At 58.2% G+C, this 19615-nt stretch carries 18 protein-coding genes; 7 read left to right on the forward strand and 11 right to left on the reverse strand.

Annotated elements, in window-relative coordinates:
- The first annotated feature begins 108 nt into the window (after positions 1-108).
- On the forward strand, positions 109-1755 hold the full coding sequence (locus BLV81_RS12810; RefSeq protein ID WP_092356630.1) for an isovaleryl-CoA dehydrogenase: 1647 nt from the start codon (positions 109-111) through the stop codon (positions 1753-1755).
- A 388-nt stretch (positions 1756-2143) separates the two neighbouring features.
- On the opposite strand, the gene BLV81_RS23650 is transcribed toward BLV81_RS12810, so the two are convergent.
- From BLV81_RS23650 to BLV81_RS12850, 8 genes are all read right to left on the reverse strand, one after another.
- Positions 2144-2434 carry a hypothetical protein gene (locus BLV81_RS23650; protein ID WP_143036329.1) on the reverse strand — a complete coding sequence of 97 codons (291 nt, stop codon included), beginning with the start codon at positions 2432-2434 and terminating at the stop codon, positions 2144-2146.
- A 24-nt stretch (positions 2435-2458) separates the two neighbouring features.
- Complete coding sequence (locus BLV81_RS12820; protein WP_092356636.1) at positions 2459-2737, reverse strand: hypothetical protein; 279 nt, start codon at positions 2735-2737, stop codon at positions 2459-2461.
- Positions 2738-2776: 39 nt separating this feature from the next.
- Positions 2777-3229 carry a hypothetical protein gene (locus BLV81_RS12825; RefSeq protein ID WP_092356639.1) on the reverse strand — a complete coding sequence of 151 codons (453 nt, stop codon included), beginning with the start codon at positions 3227-3229 and terminating at the stop codon, positions 2777-2779.
- Positions 3230-3686: 457 nt separating this feature from the next.
- Positions 3687-3947 carry a hypothetical protein gene (locus BLV81_RS12830; protein WP_143036330.1) on the reverse strand — a complete coding sequence of 87 codons (261 nt, stop codon included), beginning with the start codon at positions 3945-3947 and terminating at the stop codon, positions 3687-3689.
- 170 nt (positions 3948-4117) lie between these two features.
- A complete protein-coding gene (locus BLV81_RS12835; RefSeq protein ID WP_092356645.1) occupies positions 4118-6550 on the reverse strand; it encodes a penicillin-binding protein 1A in 2433 nt (810 codons plus the stop codon).
- Between the two features lie 115 nt (positions 6551-6665).
- Positions 6666-7469, reverse strand: a complete 804-nt coding sequence (locus BLV81_RS12840) for an alpha/beta fold hydrolase (RefSeq protein WP_092356648.1) — start codon at positions 7467-7469, stop codon at positions 6666-6668.
- A 222-nt stretch (positions 7470-7691) separates the two neighbouring features.
- Positions 7692-10163, reverse strand: a complete 2472-nt coding sequence (locus BLV81_RS12845; RefSeq protein WP_092356651.1) for a DNA internalization-related competence protein ComEC/Rec2 — start codon at positions 10161-10163, stop codon at positions 7692-7694.
- A 19-nt stretch (positions 10164-10182) separates the two neighbouring features.
- Positions 10183-10980 carry a TatD family hydrolase gene (locus tag BLV81_RS12850; RefSeq protein WP_092356654.1) on the reverse strand — a complete coding sequence of 266 codons (798 nt, stop codon included), beginning with the start codon at positions 10978-10980 and terminating at the stop codon, positions 10183-10185.
- A gap of 162 nt (positions 10981-11142) precedes the next feature.
- On the opposite strand from BLV81_RS12850, the gene BLV81_RS12855 reads away from it, so the two are divergent.
- From BLV81_RS12855 to BLV81_RS12875, 5 genes are all read left to right on the forward strand, one after another.
- On the forward strand, positions 11143-12141 hold the full coding sequence (locus BLV81_RS12855) for a flavin reductase (protein ID WP_176992833.1): 999 nt from the start codon (positions 11143-11145) through the stop codon (positions 12139-12141).
- An 82-nt stretch (positions 12142-12223) separates the two neighbouring features.
- Positions 12224-13174: a LysR family transcriptional regulator gene (locus BLV81_RS12860; RefSeq protein ID WP_092356660.1), complete on the forward strand. Its 951-nt coding sequence runs from the start codon at positions 12224-12226 to the stop codon at positions 13172-13174.
- A gap of 243 nt (positions 13175-13417) precedes the next feature.
- The gene (locus BLV81_RS12865; RefSeq protein ID WP_092356662.1) at positions 13418-14704 is read left to right on the forward strand and encodes an MFS transporter; all 1287 of its coding nucleotides are present in this window, start codon (positions 13418-13420) and stop codon (positions 14702-14704) included.
- A gap of 99 nt (positions 14705-14803) precedes the next feature.
- A complete protein-coding gene (locus tag BLV81_RS12870) occupies positions 14804-15487 on the forward strand; it encodes a DUF2848 domain-containing protein (protein ID WP_092356664.1) in 684 nt (227 codons plus the stop codon).
- Positions 15488-15530: 43 nt separating this feature from the next.
- Positions 15531-16892, forward strand: a complete 1362-nt coding sequence (locus tag BLV81_RS12875) for an amidase (protein ID WP_092356666.1) — start codon at positions 15531-15533, stop codon at positions 16890-16892.
- A 32-nt stretch (positions 16893-16924) separates the two neighbouring features.
- On the opposite strand, the gene BLV81_RS12880 is transcribed toward BLV81_RS12875, so the two are convergent.
- From BLV81_RS12880 to BLV81_RS12890, 3 genes are all read right to left on the reverse strand, one after another.
- The gene (locus BLV81_RS12880; protein ID WP_092356669.1) at positions 16925-17722 is read right to left on the reverse strand and encodes a DUF1223 domain-containing protein; all 798 of its coding nucleotides are present in this window, start codon (positions 17720-17722) and stop codon (positions 16925-16927) included.
- A gap of 89 nt (positions 17723-17811) precedes the next feature.
- Entirely contained in the window at positions 17812-18594 is a 783-nt protein-coding gene (locus BLV81_RS12885; protein WP_176992836.1) for an SDR family oxidoreductase, read from the reverse strand.
- 41 nt (positions 18595-18635) lie between these two features.
- Positions 18636-18971, reverse strand: coding sequence for a 4a-hydroxytetrahydrobiopterin dehydratase (locus BLV81_RS12890; RefSeq protein ID WP_369823879.1), 336 nt, complete (start codon positions 18969-18971; stop codon positions 18636-18638).
- 333 nt (positions 18972-19304) lie between these two features.
- Between BLV81_RS12890 and BLV81_RS12895 the strand changes: the two genes are divergently transcribed.
- Positions 19305-19559 (forward strand): hypothetical protein, encoded by a 255-nt coding sequence (locus tag BLV81_RS12895; RefSeq protein ID WP_092356678.1) that lies wholly within the window; start codon positions 19305-19307, stop codon positions 19557-19559.
- Positions 19560-19615 lie beyond the last annotated feature (56 nt).

Here is a 19615-nt window from a genome sequence, read left to right on the forward strand (position 1 = left end):
GGTCTCTAAATAAATGCGGGGCAGCATTGCCCTGAGAACCGGGACAAGAGGTAAAGTCGAAAGAGGTAAAGTCGAACCATCCGGCACAACAATCTCAGGAGACCAATCATGCCAGGGCAAATCCATGAAGTGACAAATCAGGTGCCTGAGCTGTATGGCAACAATCTGTTTCTGGACGACACCATCCTGCAGGCTGGCGTCAAGCGCCTGCATGGGCAGTGGCACGCCGGCCAGCTGGCACGCTACGGCGCCGAACTGGGCAGCAAGGAAACCTGGCAACTGGCTGAGCTGGCGAACCGCCACCAGCCCGAACTGAATACCTTCGACCGCCTCGGCAACCGCATCGATGTGGTCGATTTCCATCCGGCCTGGCATGCCTTGCTGGGCTTGCTGCGGCGGGAGGGCTTGCACGCCCTGCCCTGGATCAAGCCGCAAAGCGGCAGCCATGTGGCGCGGGCGGCTGGCTATTTCCTGCACGCCCAGGTCGAAGCCGGATCGCTTTGCCCAACCACCATGACATTTGCCTCGATCCCGGTATTGCAGCAAGAACCGGCGCTGTTTGCCGCTTTGCAGGCGAAACTGTTGTCATGTGAACATGATAGCCGCGACCTGCCTCTGGATCACAAAAACTCTATCCTGATCGGCATGGGCATGACGGAAAAACAAGGCGGCTCCGATGTGCGCAGCAACACGACCGCAGCGACACCGCTGGCAGGCGGTAGCGGCCGCGGCGCCGGTTACCTGCTGACCGGCCACAAATGGTTTTTCTCCGCGCCCATGTGCGATGCGCACATGATGCTGGCGCGCACAGAAATGGGCTTGAGCTGCTTTTTCGTACCGCGCTGGCGGCCGGATGGCAGTAAGAATCCGGTGCAGATCCAGCGTTTGAAAAACAAACTCGGCAATCGCTCCAATTCCAGCAGCGAGGTGGAATTCCGGAATGCCTTCGGCATCATGGTCGGCGACGAAGGCCGCGGCATCCCGACCATTATCGAAATGGCCAACCACACGCGCCTCGATTGCGTCATCGGTGCCGCCGGCCTGATGCGCCAGGCACTGGTGCAAGCGCTGCACCACGCGCGCCACCGCAGCGCTTTCGGCCGCCTCCTGGCGGAACAGCCGCTGATGCAAAACGTGTTGTCCGACCTGGCGCTGGAAAGTGAAGCGGCAACGCTGCTGATGCTGCAGCTGGCGAGCGCTTTCGAACAAGCCGACGATCCGCTGCAACGCGCCTGGCGCCGCATCGTCACACCCGCCGCCAAATTCTGGATTTGCAAACGGGCGCTGGAATTCACCGGCGAATGCATGGAAGTCTGGGGCGGCAACGGCTACGTCGAAGCCGCACCGATGGCGCGCTTTTACCGGGAGGCGCCGGTCAATTCGATCTGGGAAGGTTCCGGCAACGTGATGTGCCTGGACGTGCTGCGCGCGATTGAACGCGAGCCGGCCGGCTTCGGCTTGCTGCTGGAGCAACTGGCTGAGGTGGCGCACGATCATCCCGGCTTGCGCAGCATGCTGGACGATTTGCTGAAGGATCTGGCGACTCCGCCTGAACAGCGCGAGATGCTGGGACGCCGCTTTGTGCAGCGCCTGGTGCTGACGGTCCAGGGCGCCTTGATGTTGCAGCATGCGCCGGCGGCAATCGCGGAAGCGTTTATCGCCAGCCGCAGCGAGGCGATGGGCGGGCGCGTCTACGGCACCTTGGCGGCGGTGCATCTGCAGCAGCAGATTTTGCAGCGCACCTGGGCGCAATGAATGCGCGGTTTGCGCAGAAATCGTAATTTTCAGGTTTGCGACCTAAGATTCAAGGAGGCAAATTACGCAACGATTGCAGTGATGGGTAATCCCCCCACAGAAGAATCGTCCAACCAGACAGTATCGGCGCTGAGCCGCAGGAGTGATCAAAATTTTTCTTGACGATGCGAGCGTCGCGTAAAGTCTTTCAGCTGTGAATTGGGATTGCGCCGTTTGTACTTGTGGTGTGAATACGAATAGCTTCTGCTGCGAAAACTGAACTGGTGTACATCAGCAGCGAAATCACCTCAATACTAGTCCAGTTCTTTGCCTCTTCCATTTAAAGGTGGATTGAAAAGTGGAATGGGATATTTTGTCGAAGGCATCCAGAAAAGCCGGATATGAAATATCATTTTTTTCGGTATGGATCATTTTGCAGTTTCTTTTTTTCCGATTTCTCTTTAGAGAACGCAACAAATATGCCAAAAACAATAACCACCAATCCATATCCAAAACCACGCAGCATCCGTTCGGATGTTTCAAATGGACTTGGGTTAAAAAAATGAAAAATTGTAAAAAACAAAATTATCGCCAACAATAATTCCGAGGAATATTTTTTCCCTATGAACTTTGGAATTACATTTATTGCAAGCCAGAACATAAAAAAGGCGTTCAAGATTATGAATAAGTTGGCGTTCATAATTCCCCCCCAAGAAAAATAATATTAGTCCGGTCTCTTTTCGGCCTTCTTCTTTTTTCTTATTTCCAGCATCTCATCGAGCATCAGGACAGCGACCATTAGTGTTGCCACAGCTAGACTCAGAGCGATTGCAAGCATCAAGTTAAAAAACTTTTCATCAGGTCGAACCCAAAGACCCACCATGGTTAGCACACTTGTAGACAAAAAAAAGAAAACAATAAATACCTTCTTCTTTGAAGTTCTACGGGACCGAAAATATTCCGCTAATGCGCCACCAACAAAGCCGCTTATTAGTTCAAGCATAAAAATTGATTTTCCAATTATTTAGGCAAGTAGCGAAGACTACTCATACATCCGATAACGAGTTTTTTCAATTGCGCCATTGCCTATTATTTGCAAGCTATAGTTTGCTGCCATCATAGCTGGCCGCCATGCTATATTTGCAGCCCATCCCCCACCGGACGCCGCCATTAAAGCCCCGCCACCGGATCCTATCAATGCCCCCGTTCCGGCCGCAATCCCCGCACCTGCCCATGTCAGATTTCCCCAATTACCGGCGACATATACAGCGCTACTAAATGCAGCGCCACCAATGGCGCCAACCACCGCCACAGGAAACACCGCCCCTTCAGTCTCCTTCATTTCTTGATGAGACAGCAGCGCCAATTCCAATGGCAGACTATCTGTTCGAAATATCTGTTGTACGTCATCAAGACGTGCTTCATTTTCCTGCATCGCCATCACCGGCGAGATGACAACAACGCTAAAACTCATTGCGAGTACAAGTTTCTTCATGGTGAGTTCCCCTTTTTAAAGGTGGGTTGAGAAGCGAAACTGGATACTTTGTCGAAAGTGCGGAGAAAATTAGTGCGAATGCTGGAACCTCTATTGCCCGATGCATTGGTAGATCCCGGGGGACTCAAGGTGCTTGCTGCTGACAACCCATAGGCAAGACCGAAAGTCAGGTCAGTGGTGGCGCGCCGCCGGTGAGGGTTACCCGGTCATTGACGGCAAAGGCAAGCGATGGATTAAGCAGGAAAAATTTCCTGGCTTATCGCGCTGCCGGCCATCCATGACTTGCGGCAGCGCTGTTTTCCTTCAATCGTTCTGTCAACGCCATCTCAACAAAGCCAAGCAAAGCGGGTGTTTCACCTTCTTTCAAAAAGCGATAATTCAAACTGAGCCATGCGTCCGAGAAGCGATTGCTATTTTCATTGGATATGCCCGAAAAACTGGATGCACGGCTGTTATTTCACACATAGCTGCCACGCCCATATAGCTCGGCATTCTTGCTCAATCCGTAGCGCAGCCCTAAGGTGGCGATGCGCGTGGACAGCGCAATAAACGATGTCGGGCCAGCTTCGACAATGATCGGCTCGCCGGCGGCGATGCCTTCCTGATTGCTGTTGGCATAGGAAAACGCAGCATCCGGCGTCACTTTGCCTTTGTCGGTAAGCAAGTCTTCGATGGTGAGCGGAAGCTCTTCCATGGCATCGAATGATGCGATGGCCACGAACGCTGAAACGCAGAAATGTCTGTAATTTATTTGCATGTCGACTTTCATGCTACAAGACCGACAATGTAAAAAATATTGGCAAAGTGCTTAAAACGACTTAAAGCAAAAAGGCCGGGAATACTCTCAACGAGTAGTCCCGGCCTCTTGCATCTCGGTTCCCAGCAGACTTAATGACCGCCAAATAGCTTGAGAATATTCTGCTTCTCATCCTCTTGCGGCGTGATCGGCGTCACAGGCCCCGGTACCGGCAAGCCATCAGGGCCGATTTCGACAGGGGCCGCAGCACCGGCGCCCAGTCCAAGCGTAGCGATGAAGCCGTTGCCCGGCGTGAAATTATCGAAGTAAAACTCGTTGTTGATGGTGGTGACGCCGTCCGGCATAGGCATTTGATAGCTCGGCACGCCGCGCAACGCGCGCCCCATGTACTCGGTCCAGATTGGCAACGCCAGCTGCGCGCCGAACTCGCGGCTGCCCAAACTCTTAGGCTGGTCGTAACCCATCCAGGCCACCGCCACCAGGCTGTTCTGATACCCGGCAAACCAGCCGTCGAAAGCATCGTTGGTGGTGCCGGTCTTGCCGGCCAGGTCGGTACGGTGCAGCACATTGGTGCCGGCGCCGGTGCCGCGTTGCGCCACCGATTGCAGCAGGCTGGTCATGATGTAGCTGTTGCGCGCGTCCAGCACCCGCGTCGCATTCTGGCCTGCGATCTGCGGCTCGACCTTGGTCAATACGGCGCCGCGTGAGTCGGTGACTTGCGCGATCAAATAAGGATTGACCTTGTAACCGCCGTTCGCCAGCACCGCATAGGCGCCCACCAGTTGCAGCGGCGTGACTTGTCCCGCGCCCAAAGCCAACGGCAGATAAGGCGGGGTTTTGTCGATATCGAAACCGAAATGGCTGGTGACGAATTCCTGCGCGTATTTGACGCCGATCGCATCCAGCAAACGGATCGATATCAGATTCTTCGAGCGTTGCAAGCCGGTACGCAGCGGCATCGGGCCGTCTGGCTGATCGTCGTCTTTCGGTTCCCAGGCGTCCTGGCCCGGTCCGCCGGGAAAGGATACCGGCGCGTCGTTAATGATAGACGCCGGTCCGAAGCCCTTTTCCAGCGCCGCCGAATAGATGAATGGCTTGAACGTCGAGCCGGGCTGGCGCCAGGCCTGGGTCACATGGTTGAATTTATTCTGGTTGAAGTCAAAGCCGCCTACCAGTGCGCGGATAGCGCCGCTTTGCGGCGTCAGCGACACCAAGGTGGCTTCGACCTGCGGCAGCTGCGTGATTTGCCAGCCTTTGGCAGTATTGATGACGCGGATCACGGAGCCTGGCTGAATCCGCAGATTCTTGCCGGCTTTCGGGCTCAAGGCAGCTGCGGCAAGACGCAAGCCCTCGCCGCTGATGGTGACAGCACTATCGTTGCGCAACATCACTTGCACCTGCTTGGCGTCGGCACGCAACACCACGGCCGGCAGGATATCGTCATTATCCGGCTTGTCCTGCAAGGCATCTTCAATCGCCTGGTCACGCTCGTCGCCGGCGGCCGGCAACTCGATGGTGGCCTCCGGACCGCGATAGCCGTGGCGCCGGTCGTAATCCATGACGCCCTTGCGCACCGCGTCATACGCCGCCTGCTGGTCGGCTGCATTGAGGGTGGTGACGACGCTCAGGCCACGGGTGTAGGTGTCTTCCTTGAATTGCGCGTACAACATCTGGCGCACCATTTCGATGGCGTATTCGGCATGCACGCTGTAGTTGTTACCCTTGGTCTTGACCTGGATGTCTTCCGCCGCCGCCTGATCGTATTGTTCCTGGGTGATGAACTTGAGGTCGAGCATGCGCTTCAGGATATATTGCTGGCGCACGTGCGCGCGCTTCGGATTGACCACCGGATTGTAGGCCGAAGGCGCTTTCGGCAGCCCGGCCAGCATCGCTGCCTGGGCCAGGGTGATGTCTTTCAAGTCCTTGCCGAAATAGGTACGTGCGGCAGCGGCGAAACCGAAGGAACGCTGGCCCAGGTAGATTTGATTCATGTAGACCTCAAGAATCTGATCCTTGCTCAGCGCTGTCTCGATCTTGTAGGCCAGCAGAATTTCATAGATCTTGCGGGAATAGGTTTTTTCGCTCGACAAGAAAACGTTGCGGGCTACCTGCATGGTGATGGTGCTGGCGCCCTGCGAAGCGCCGCCATGCATGATATCGGTCAGTCCGGCACGCAGAATGCCGATGACGTCGATGCCGCCATGCTGATAAAAGCGCGCATCTTCAATCGCCAGCACCGCATTCTTCATGTCCGCCGGAATGTCGTCCAGCTTGACCAGGCTGCGCCGTTCCTCGCCGAACTCGCCGATCAAGACATGGTCGGCGGTGTAGATGCGCAGCGGCACTTTGGGCCGATAGTCGGTGATCGCGTCGAGCGCCGGCAATTGCGGCGTCATGACTACCAGCGCATACGCCAGCAACAGGCCGCCGATGACCACGCCGGCCGCAAACAGGCCGCCAATCGTGAGCAATAGCGCATGCGCCACGCCGCCCTTGCCGTTTTTCCCGGTCTGGCCAGAGCGGGACTTATTTGTATCTTGCTTGGTTTTCTGTGTTGATGACATAGCAATATTCGATGGAGATAGCCCTGTATCCTACAACATGCCGGGCATGGGACCTCGAATGGCTACTAATTGTTACCAACTAATCAGCGGCCCGGCTACCCGGAAGCCCTCCGGCCTAAGCCGTACGGGAAGCCAGCAGCGATTGAATCATCTGACGCGTGGTAGCCGCAGCCAGTTCCGGCGTTTCCATTGGAAACAGGTGGCCGCCAGGGATCTGCCTGAAATATTTCCCCACCAGGCGCTTGGTCGCAGCCAGGCCGGCTTGCCGGCATTCGACCGAGTCGACGCCGCCGACAAAGCCGATAGGCACCGGGAACCCGCTCTTCAGCACGTTGCCCATATCGTGCGGCAAGGTCCGGTAGACCGCGGTTTCAATGTCGCGCCGAAAGCGCAGGACCATATTGCCCTGCTCCTCTTCCAGCCCGTAAGTAATGTAATCGCGCAACACTTCCGGCGCCCAGCTGGCAAACACCTGCTTGCCGGCGAAGTGCTGATAGGCAGCCTCGGCGCTCGGCCACAGATTGCGCCGTTTGGCCGAGAACCTGGCTTGCGATACCCGCTTATCCAGTCCCAAAGCTTTCGCGCCGCGCAACAAGCTCGCGCGCCAGCCGACCACTACCGGCGTATCGAGCATCACCACGCAACTGACCAGGTCGGGACGCTGGTGCGCCGCCAGCAAGGCCAGGCCGCCGCCCATCGAATGGCCGACCAGGATCACCGGCTGCGAATAACGCGCCGCCAGTTCATCAATCAATTCCTGCACCAGCGCCGGCCAGCCGTCGGTGACGGGATACTTTGGATTATGGGCATGGATGTCGAGCGAGCGCACGTCGTAATCGTGGCCCAGGTACTCCAGGAACTGACGATATGTTCCTGCCGGAAAACTGTTACCGTGAATGAAGTGCAAAATCGGGTGCATAAGCCTATTTCATGTATTTCATAAATAAAACAGCGAAGCTGTCTTGATGGGGTCTCATTTAAAACCTAAAACAACGATGTTCCAAAGGGAATTTTAGAGCTGGCGCTCAGAACCGGGACAGAGTTTCAGCATTTGGATTTCCGCATATTTTCATTTGTTTCCATCTATTGCCGTTTATACGCCTCCGGCCGGCATATCCCCTCACATTGCTGCAGCTCGCTGTCAACGGCCATACCAATAGCGACGGTGCTGCTCACGATACGTGCCGGCGGTGATGGAAGCACCGAATTTCAGCATGATTGCGCCGTCCTGGTCATTGCGTAAGGTCTCAATGCCCAGAGCCTGGTAACGCTCCAGCACTTGCCGCTGCGGGTGGCGGAAGCGGTTGCGATAGCCGACCTGGAACATGGCGATTTGCGGATCGACTTCCGCCAAGAAAGCAGCGGTAGACGAAGTACCGCTGCCGTGATGAGGTGCTAACAACACATCGGCCTTCAGCTGTCCGGCATGACTGGCAATCAGTTTCATTTCCTGTGCCGTTTCCACATCTCCCGGCAATAGAATGGCGTGCTCCCCATAAGTGATCTTGAGCGTGCAGCTGTCCGTATTTGGATTGTGCGAATTGCGCGCATCGTGTTTTCTCGACGCGGCCAGCGCCGCTTCGCGTGCCGAATAGTGATCGAGATCCGGATACAGCATGTTAAATTTCATGCCTCCCCACTGCCAGTCTTGCCCGTCAAGGCAACGCCGGTGATCTGCTGCAGCCCTGACAATCGGGTGCTCCAGCGGCAGCGATGAATACACGGCGTTCACCTTGACGCTATTCATGATCGACAACGCGCCGCCGGAATGATCATCGTGGTTATGCGACACCACCAGCGCGTCCAGCCCGGTGATGCCGCGCGCCCTCAGGTAAGGAATAATGACCCGGCTGCCGGCATCCGATTCGGGCGAATAAGCGGGACCGCTGTCGTACAACAAACGGTGATCGGCGGTTTCTATCAATACCGCCATTCCTTGGCCGACATCCAGCGCCGTGACCCACATTTCACCGGCGCCGGGACGACTGCCGTTATCCAGCAGCAATGGCAGCCAGCCGGCCAGCGCCAGCCAGCGCAGCGGCCAGCCGCGCGGCGCCAGCAACCATATGGTTGCCAGCAGCGCCAATCCGAAAGTCCATGCCTGCGGCAACGCCGCTTGCCATACGGCAAACGGCAAGGCGCTTAACCAGTTCAGGAACACTGCCAGCTGCTCAATCAGCGCATGCGCGCCACGCCACAGCCAGGTCGACAGCGGCGCCGGCAACACGCTGGCAAACAGCGTCAGCGGCGTAACCACCTGTCCGACCAGCGGAATCGCCAAGGCGTTGGCAAGCGGGCCGATCAACGACACCTGGCCAAACAATAACGCCGTCAACGGCAGCAAGCCGATGGTCACCGCGTATTGGGTCGCGCCGGCCATTTTCAATACGCCCAGGGAGCGCGCGACGCGTGATTTTCCTTCTGCAGCCACGGCCAGGCTACGGCCGACGCTGGCGTACAGGATCACGCCGACGGCGCAGAACGACAGCCAGAATCCGGGCCATAGCAAGGCCCAGGGATCGACCAGCAAGACCACCGCCAGCGCTGCGCACAACACATGCGAAACGCTGGTGATGCGCCCGCTCCACAAAGCCAGCGCGACAGTCAGCAGCATGTACAAGGTGCGTTGCGCGGGTATGCCGAATCCCGCCAGCAGTACGTAGCACAGAGCCGCCAGCGCCCCGCTCAATGCGGCGACCTTTTGCGCCGGCAGCAGCAAGGGCAAGGCTGCTTTGGTGAAGAAGGAGCGGCGCCACAACGCCGCCATGATTGCCGCGAACATGCCGGCAATCATCGTGATATGCAGACCGGAAATAGCGACCAGGTGGCTGATGCCGGTGCGATTGAACACTTCCCAGTCGGATTGATCGATGGCATTCTGGTCGCCGACCGCCAGCGCCACCAGCACGCCGGCATAACGATGCTCGGGCAAGGCTTGTAAGATCCGTTCGCGCAGGCGGCTGCGCAGCACTTCAATCAGGTTACCCGGGCTGAATACGAACGCCTGCAGCTGCCGGTTCTGTAATTCCGGTTTCTGATCAGAACGCACGTAGCCGGTGGCGCGCAGATTGCGCTCCAGCAGCCAGGCTTCATAGTCGAAGCCATGCGGATTCGCATTGCCGTGCGGACGCTTCAAGCGCACGCTCAGTTGCCAGCGCGCGCCAGGCTGAACTTGAACCGGCAGCGCCTGACCCGCGGTCTGGTCCCAGAACAGCGCCAGGCGTTTTGGAACGATCGGTGAAACGCCGTCCTGATCCAGAACTTTCTCCACAGCAAAAATAAAGCGGGCACCTGACTCGGAATGCGACGGCAAGCTGTCAATCGTGCCAATCACGGTGATGTCGCGCCCTTCCCATGCCGCCGGCAATTCATGCCGCAGATAGTATTGGGCAAACAGTGCCGCCCAGGCCATACCGAACAAGGCGCCGGCCAGCATGTTCGCGGCTGATTTGAAACATGCATATTTGAGACATGGATCAGGGATTTTGTAAGCCGCCACGGCCGGCAATAGCGCCAGCAGCAGCAAGCCGCACAATTGCCAGACGGCTGGCAATGACGCTCTTGTTTGCAAAAAAGCAACGCCAAGCACGAAGCCGATGACGGCGCTGCGCAAACCGGCCGCCTTGCGTTACTTAAGCCAGAGCCGCCAGACGCGGCAATGCAGCGCGGGCGTTGGCGGCAGTTGCCTGCGCAAGTTCCGGTACGGCCATTCCGCGCAGCTCGGCCAGCACTGCGCCGATACGGGGAATCTGTTGCGGCTGGTTGATGTCGGGATGGAGCCAGGCAGGCGCCATGTCGGGCGCATCGGTCTCCAGCACCAGCGCGTCCAATGGCAATTCGGCCGCCAGCCGCCGGATTTGCAGCGCACGCGTAAATGTCATCGCGCCGCCAAAACCGAGCCGGAAGCCCAAGCCGATGAAAGCCTCGGCTTGCTGGAAACTGCCGTTGAATGCATGGGCAATGCCGCCCTGCACTTTGATCCGGCGCAAATGCTTGAGAAGAATATCTTGCGAGCGGCGCACATGCAGCAAGACCGGCAAATCGAATTCACGCGCCAGTTTCAGCTGTTCGACGTAAAAATGCTCCTGCTTGTCACGCAGAGGGCCGCTTTCCATGCCGGGGACAAAAAAATCGAGGCCGATTTCGCCGATCGCGACAAAGCGCGGGTCTGCCAACGCCGCAGCGATCGTATTGCGCAATGCCAGCAAATCGGCTTCCTCGGCTTGCGGCACATACAAGGGATGTATGCCCAGCGCATAGGTACAATTAGGCAGTTGCGCAGCCAGTGCGGCAACCGTAGCGAAATTGGCGCGCGCCACTGCCGGGATCACAATCCAGCTGACGTCCTGCTGCTGCGCCGCCGCCGCGACCAGCGTCTGTTCGCCGGCAAATTCGGCGGCGTCGAGATGACAGTGGGTATCTATCCACATCGGATGATCTTTTCAAAAATGGGGAGAACAAGGCTTGATAGATTGTTATCGTAGCATGCGCTGATAGCCGGCTTACATAAGCATCTACATAAACAATCCCCTCGCTCCGCCTCAGAGCCTGATAACATGATGCCAAAAAGTATTTGTTAGAAAGCAATGCAGATGTCCACAGCACACCAGCCGTCCTCTCCGTTCGACCAGCGCGAATTCCGCAATGCACTGGGTACCTTCACCACCGGCGTCACCATCGTTACCGCTTGCTCGTCCGACGGCAAGCTGGTTGGCGTCACCGCCAACAGCTTTAATTCGGTCTCGCTCGATCCGCCGCTGGTATTGTGGAGCTTGTCAAAATCGTCGAACAGCCTGGCGGCTTTCGAAGCCGCCGAATATTGGGCGGTGCATATCCTGTCGCATGACCAGGACCAGCTGGCCACCCATTTCAGCAAGCGCGCGCACGACAAATTCGCCGGCCTCGATCTCGAAACCGGTTTGGGCGGCGCGCCGCTGCTGGACGGCTGCACTACCCGCATGCAATGCAAAACCGCCTATCGCTACGACGGCGGCGACCATATCATCATGGTCGGCGAAGTCATGCATTTTGAGCATTCCGACATCGCCCCCTTGGTTTACCAGCGCGGCAATTACGCTATCGCCACCCGCAAGGAACTGGCCGATGAAGCAGAAGCCTTGATCAAGGCGACTTCCGCTTCCGGCAGCTTCGATGAAAATTCGATGAGCTACCTGCTCGGCAGCGCCTATTTCCATTTATATGGCAAGCTGCGCGAATTCGGCGCTCTGAAAGGCTTGAACGATGCCGAATTTTTCGTGCTGAACACGCTGGCCGCACGTAACGGCCGCAGCCTGGCAGAGTTGAACCGCCTGTTTGTCCATGCCGGCCATACGCCGCTGCTCAATGTCCTGGACGACATGACGGCGCGCGGCTTGTTGCAAGTGGTGGTGGATCAGGGCGAACGCAATGAACGCGGCCAGTTTTACCTGACCGCCATCGGCCACGACCTGGCGCAAGAAATTGCCGATGCCGGCAAGCAAACCGAGCTCGCATTGCTGAGCAACCTGGGCGCAGTCGATACCATCGCCTTGCGCACGCTGCTGCGGCGTTTCATTACGCTGACCGACGAAGGCAAGTTGCCGGGCGAGTGAGCAAGAAGTATTAGCAAACACCTGCAGCAACGGCAATGCGCTACACTGAATTCCTACCCATGATCGACTCTCGACAGCGCCGATGAACATCCGCTTCCTCGAAACCTTCGTCTGGCTGGCGAAATTGAAGAATTTCCGGCTGACGGCGGAAAAACTGCACACCACCCAGGCCGCGGTATCTAGCCGCATCGCCACGCTGGAGCAGGATTTCGGCGTGCGCCTGTTCGACCGCGGCGCGCGCGAAGTCGCATTAACCACCGATGGCAGCAAGGCGCTGGGGTATGCCGAACGCATCGTCAAGCTGATGCGCGAAATGAAGGAAGGCATGTCGGCCCGCGACAACTATTCGGGCGTGCTGCGGATAGGCGTGATCGAATCGATCGTGCATAGCTGGTTCCCGGATTTGATCGGCCGTATCCACAAACTGTTTCCGCAACTGGAAATCGAAATCGCCAGCGACACCACCATTCACTTGCGCGAGCAGTTCAGCAAGGGCGACCTCGATCTGGTGCTGCAGGCGGAACCGGTGATCGCGCCGAATATCCGCAATCTCAAGCTGTGCGAACTGCCGATGCGCTGGGTTGGCAGCAGCAAGCTGGAGATCGGCAACGAAACCCTGAGCCTGTCCGATCTGGCGGCCTTCCCGCTGGTCAGCTTTGCCCGCAATTCCGGGCCGCATACCATCATCGAGCAACTGTTTTCCAACAGCGAACGCGGCTCGCTGCACATCAATTGCATTACTTCGGTGGCGACCATGATACGGCTGGTCAGCGATGGCTTCGGCGTCGCCGCGGTGCCGCCGGCGATCATCCAGCGCGAGCTCAACGACGGCAGCCTGCAGCTGCTGCGGGTCGACGCCGATTTTCCGGCGTTGTTGCTGATGGCCTCATTTCGCAACGATCCGGAAAATGCCCTGACCGAAACGATTGCCAGCATCGCCCAGGAAACCACCTCCGAATTCGCACTGAATTGGGGACCTGAAATCGCCAGGCTGCCGTCCGGCCCGCTGGAACTGCCCTTTCCGCCGGTCTAAGCCGGCACGGCAGCAAGTGCGCGCGCATCTCTCCCAAACGCCCCACTTTTGCTCATAAGATTTTCCATTCATTCGCGCTGACAATTTCTTGTTGGACAGCGGCTGATCGACTGCGCATACTCGATTCATCCGGTAGCCAAGACTGTCAGCAATGACTTTGGCCGCCGGTGACGGTCGTCAAAGAAATGCCGCGCCATCCTTCGCCAACCGCTGCGGAGCAAATCCATTTTCGGGTGACATCAAATGAGCAACAACATCAATAATGCGGCGATTGCGCTGCAAGATACCTACAGGAAAATCGCCTGGCGCCTGATTCCTTTCCTGGTATTCCTGTTCGTGCTGGCCTGGATAGACCGGGTCAATGTCGGCTTTGCCAAGCTGCAAATGTTGCAGGACCTGCAATTCAGCGAAGCCATCTACGGTCTCGGCGCCGGCATCTTTTTCATCGGCTACTTCCTGTTTGAAGTACCGAGCAACCTGCTGCTGGAGAAAATCGGCGCCCGCAAAACCCTGGCCCGCATCACCATCCTCTGGGGCCTGACCTCGATGGCGATGGTGTACGTTAAAACACCGGCCACGTTTTATATCATCCGCTTCTTCCTGGGCGTGTTCGAAGCCGGCTTTTTCCCCGGCGTGGTGCTCTACCTGACCTACTGGTTCCCGGCCGCACGGCGGGCTCGCGTCAACGGCTTGTTCATGACCTCGTTCGCAATCGCCGGCGTAGTGGGCGGACCGATTGCCGGTTTCATCATGAGCCGCATGGATGGCGTCGGCCATTTCGCCAACTGGCAATGGCTGTTCCTGCTGGAAGGCATGCCGTCGGTCCTGGCCGGCATCCTGGTGCTGCTTTACCTGCCGGAAAAACCGCTCAACGCCAAATGGCTGAGCCAGACAGAGCAGCAAGCAGTAACCCGCGCATTGGCTGCCGAAAACCACGATCATAAGCATGCTTCGCTGCGCGACGCTTGCCGCAATTACCGGGTCTGGATTTGCGCTGCGGTGTATTTCTGCGTGGTCAGCGGCAATGCCACGATTGCGTTCTGGTCGCCATCCATCATCAAGGAAATCGGCATCGTCGGCAACCTGCAGATCGGCCTGATCTCGGCCATCCCCTTCCTTGCCGGCACCATCGCCATGATCTGGAACGGCATTCACTCTGACCGCAGCGGCGAACGTCGCCTGCACTGCGCACTGGCGACACTGGTGGCCAGCATCGGCCTGATACTGACCGGATTCTTCATCGGCAATGCAGTGCTGGCGCTGTGTGCGCTGACACTGGCTGCGATCGGGATCCTGGCTGCATTCCCGGTGTTCTGGTCGATTCCCGCCGCCTTCCTGACCGGCACCGCAGCCGCCGGCGGTATTGCGCTGATCAATTCGATCGGCAACCTGGCCGGCTTCGCTGCTCCGTATCTGATCGGCTCGCTGAAAACCACCACCGGCAGCGTGGCTTCCGGCCTCTATTTCGTAGCGGCGCTGGAGTTCTGCGCGACGATATTGGTTTTGCTGTTCATCAAAAAAGTGCGGTAGTTACAAACCCGTTTCTCATTCCTCGTTCTTCATTCATTCTAAACCCGCGCGGCCTGGCTTAAACCCCAGGCCGGTCGCCTCCGTATAGCTGGAATCATCATGCACATCTCCTTTCAAATCGATACCAAACAAGGCCCGCGCCGGCTCGACACCGACATCCACACCCTGATCGTAGCCGGCTGGGCCGGGCGCGACCACGCCGCCATCGAACACCACATCGAAGAACTCGCCGCACTCGGCATCTCGCGTCCGAGCGCCGTCCCCTTGTATTACCGCATCGCCAGCAACCAGCTGACCCAGGCGCGGCAGGTGCAGGTAGTCGGCCCCGATTCATCGGGCGAAGTGGAAACCTTTGTCTTCGCCGTGGACGGCGAACTGTACGTCAGCATCGCTTCCGACCACACCGACCGCAAGCTGGAGGCGCATAGCGTAGCGCTGTCGAAACAGGCATGCGTGAAACCGGTCGCCACCGGCGCCTGGCGTCTGGCCGAGGTAGCCGACTATTGGGACGAACTGGTAATCCGTTCCTACATCGAAGAAAACGGTGAACAGCTGCTGTATCAGGAAGGCCCGCTGGCGTCGCTGCGCACCCCGCAGGATCTGATCGCCGGCTACACCGGCGGCGGCATGCTGCCTGCGGGCAGCGGCATGACCTGCGGCACCGTCGCCGCAATCGGCGGCATCCGTCCGGCGCAGTCATTTACAATGGAACTGTTCGATCCGCGCCGGCAACGCAGCTTGCGCCATCATTACCAGGTTGAAGTATTGCCGGAAGTTGCCTAAGCCAGATTTCAGATATCAGATTTCATTCATTTCCCGAGGCCGCATGACTACCACGCCCCCCCCTACCCTGCACACCCTGTCTGAAGCCTTGCGCAAGAATAGCGTCAGTTCGGCGGCTCTCACCGAAGCGGCACTCGAACGGGCGCTCGCACCGTCCGGCGAAGGCAGCCGGGTGTTCACCGAAATTTATGCCACGGCAGCGCGTGCCGCGGCGCAAGCATCCGATCTGCTACGCGCCAGCGGCCAGGTACGCTCGCCGATAGACGGCTTGCCGATTTCGGTCAAGGATTTGTTCGATGTCGCCGGCAGCACCACGCGCGCCGGCTCGGTGGCCTTGCGCGATGCAGCGCCGGCCGCCGCCAGCGCACTGGTGGTGCAGCGCCTGACGGCAGCCGGCGCAGTCATCGTCGGCCGCACTAACATGACCGAATTTGCCTATTCCGGCCTCGGCATCAATCCCCATTACGGCACCCCGCGCAATCCCTGGGACAGAGCCAACGGCCGCATCCCGGGCGGCTCCTCGTCCGGCGCCGCAGTCTCGGTCAGCGACGCCATGGCGGTCGCCGCCATCGGTTCCGATACCGGCGGCTCGGTGCGGATTCCGGCCGCACTGTGCGGACTGACCGGTTTCAAGCCGACTGCGCGCCGGGTTTCGTTGCAGGGAGTATTGCCGCTGTCGACGCAATTGGATTCGATTGGCCCTATCGCTAACAGCGTCGCCTGCTGCGCCACCCTCGATGCAATCCTGGCCGGCGAACCGGCGCCAGAGCTGACGCCATTTTCCCTGCATGGTTTGCGTCTTGCGCTGCCGACCACGCTGGTGCTGGACGGAGTTGACAGTCAAGTAGCAGCAGCATTCGCCAACGCACGGCGGCGACTGCAGGCAGCCGGCGCGCTGATTGAAGAAATCGAGATACCCGAATTTGCCGCACTGGCTGCAATCAATGCGAAAGGCGGATTTTCCGGCGCCGAAGCCTATGCCTGGCATCGGACGCTGATTGCCGAGCGCGCCGCCGCCTACGATCCACGCGTGATTTCACGCATCTTGCGCGGCAAGGATATCAGCGCGGCCGACCTGATCGACCTGTTCGCGTCACGCAAGCAATGGATAGCGGCCGTCGAACGCAGGATCTCCGGCTACGATGCGCTGCTGATGCCAACCGTGCCGGTCGTGGCGCCTGCCATCGCCGCCCTGGAAGCCAGCGACGACGCGTATTACGCTGCCAACGGCCTGATCTTGCGCAATCCGTCCGTGATCAATTTTCTCGATGGCTGTGCGCTGTCGCTGCCCTGCCATGCCGCTGGCGAGGCGCCGGTCGGATTGATGCTGGCTGGTGCAGGCGGCAACGATAGGAAGATCCTGGAAATCGGGCTGGCGGTGGAGGCCGCGCTGGCAATTTCCTGAACCAGGTTTTTTGTCACCCTTCAACGGTGCAATCAGTGATCAAGCGCCAGCCTTGCCACCTGCAACACTTCGCCACTGCTCGCATTCTGGACGAAGGCAACAATGCCGAAACGATCCGCGCGAACGTCGGCGCCGATGCCGTCAAGCGCGATTTTTTGATTGATCTGCACCGCGCCGTCTTTCAGCGCAAACGGGCCCAGCCAACGCCGCACAACATAGTCGTGATGCAGTGTCACGCCACCGTTCTCACCCGCCGCAATGTTGGATACCAGCTGGTTTTCGTAGACGGCAATGTAAGCATTGTGCCCATCCTTGGAGGGCTGCCGCAACTTGACCTTGGCCGACAAAGCAAACGTGCGCGCTGCCGTACCTGTCAATTTGATGGCAATGTCGGCCGGCGACGGTTGCTCTGCAATTTTTCCGGCCGCAGCGTCAAAGTCGCTTTTCGCACTCCAGTGCCGTAATTCGCGGCCGCCAACAAATATTTCCGGCGTATACACCACGCGGTTTTTGGTAAATGCCGCCAATTCCTGCTGCCGCACGGTAAAGCGGTGATCGCCGAAACTATCCTTCCAGCCGAGATTATCCCAATAATCGACATGCAGGGCGAGTGGCACAACCTTGTCCGGCCTGGCTTGGGCGCCAAGCCTGGCCAGCCATTGGTCGGCCGGCGGACAACTATTGCAGCCCTCGCTGGAATACAGTTCGACCAGCGCCACCCGGTAGGCCGGACTTTGCGCCGTATAGTCCTGCGCCTGGGCAAGGGAAGAAATACCGAGTGCAAGCGCAGTCAGCGCGAGCTTGTTTGTCACATTATTAAGGATTTGCACTTGAGTCTCCTGGCTGATCGTGTTCCATGGTGCTTGGTCGCGCTGCCGGCGATTTCCTTACAAATCAACTTAAAATCTAGTCAAACTTCTTATGGAGCCCGATATAAATTAATCACGTCGCGCTCTACCCGCACCAGGTTTTGTCCCGCATCCACGACAAATTCAGCGCCGTTAAAAGATGGCCTGGTCAGCAACAATATGGCGTCGGCTATTTCCGTAATCGGGGCGATGTAACCGAGCGGTGTTGAGCGAACCGAAGAATATTCGAAATCGGCCTGGCTCTGATCGCCGCTGGTCGTCATCAAACCGGGGTACAGCGCATTGACGCGCAGCACCGGCGCGGCCGACATGGCCAGCATCGCGGTCAGGTTCCCCAACGCAGCTTTAGCCACGGTGTAACTGAAATCCTCGGGATGAAAATTGGCGTGCACCTTCTGGTCCACCACGTTGATCACCACTCCCTGCTGCGAGCGTTCCCTGGCATGCTGGTGAAACGCCTGGGTCAGCAGCAGCGGCGCGCGGCAATTCACCTGCCACGAGCGCTCCAGATCTTCCAGCGCAAAATCGGCCAGCGTATCCGGGAAAAAAATCGCAGCGCAATTGACCAGTACATCCAGCCGGCCGAACCTGGCATAGATGGCGGCCATCATTGCCGTCAGTTGATCCGGCGACTGCAGGTCCGCTTGCTGGGCGACGGCAATGCCGCCCCCGGCTTCGATCGCCTGCACCGTATCCAGCGCCTCCTGTTGCGAGCTGCCGTAATGCACCACCACAGCATAACCCGCTTGCGCAAACCGTTCGGCAATCACGCGCCCGACCCGCTTGGCGGCGCCGGTAATCAACACGACGGCCGGAGCTGCGCCATCTGTCATGCCGGTCCCGGGCGGCTTCGCATGCTCATTCAATTTTTGACTCAATTTTTGACGGCAGCGCCGGCGTGACGGTCCATGAATTGCGCCAGATGTACATCAAGGTCGGTGACGCCGTTCGCATCATGGGTAGTCAGCACCACCGCCACGCGATTATAGACATTCGACCACTCCGGATGATGGTCCATTTTTTCTGCCAGCAAGGCCACCTGGGTCATGAAACCAAAGGCGGCATTGAAATCGGCAAACTTGAAAGTCTTTTGAATCGCGTCGCGGCCATCCACCGCAGTCCAGGTAGTGAGGCTTTGAATGGCGGCTGCAGCGCCGATATGGGTGGAGCTTGGCATTGAAGTATCCGTTCGTGAAAACTTCAATTCTATAACCGGAAGCGTCGGAACGAGTAAAAGATGCGCTGCGAAAGCTCGCTCAGTCCGGTTTGGGCAATTTTCGGTCAAAGAAATCGACAATTTCAGCATTTAATTTGGCGTGTACAGCGGTCCTGTCCATCCCTGATACGTCGGTGCACAAACCACTTGCCAAGGCATCTGCCAGATCGGCTCGGCCGGATTCGGCACTTGATCTATCCATTTGAAAGGTGAACAATTACGTCGCCAGCGTCTTTCCGTCAGGCCTTGTCAACCGCTTGCCCAGCCCAGTGCGTTAATGATCGGTATGATCCGCCACAGGCCTCTTCATCTCTCAAAGGAAAAACCATGAACTCGAAAATCCTAGCAGTAACCTTATGCGCGCTGGCACTGGCTGGTACGGCCGGCGGCGCCAGCGCCAAGGGTTGCCTGAAGGGTGCTGCGGTGGGCGCGGTAGCCGGCCATTACGCTGGCCATCACGCGGTGATCGGCGCGGTTGGCGGTTGTGTCGCGGGACGCCACCTGGCTAACAAGAAAGCCGCTGACCAGGCTGCTGCAGAGCACGCTGCCGACCCGGCAACACAAGCTGCTCCCGCGAAATAGACAAGAAAATCCTTGGCCGGCAGCAATTCATCATGCATGCCGGCATAATGGACGCC

The sequence above is a fragment of the Collimonas sp. OK242 genome (assembly GCF_900107095.1).
Lineage (GTDB): Bacteria > Pseudomonadota > Gammaproteobacteria > Burkholderiales > Burkholderiaceae_D > Collimonas.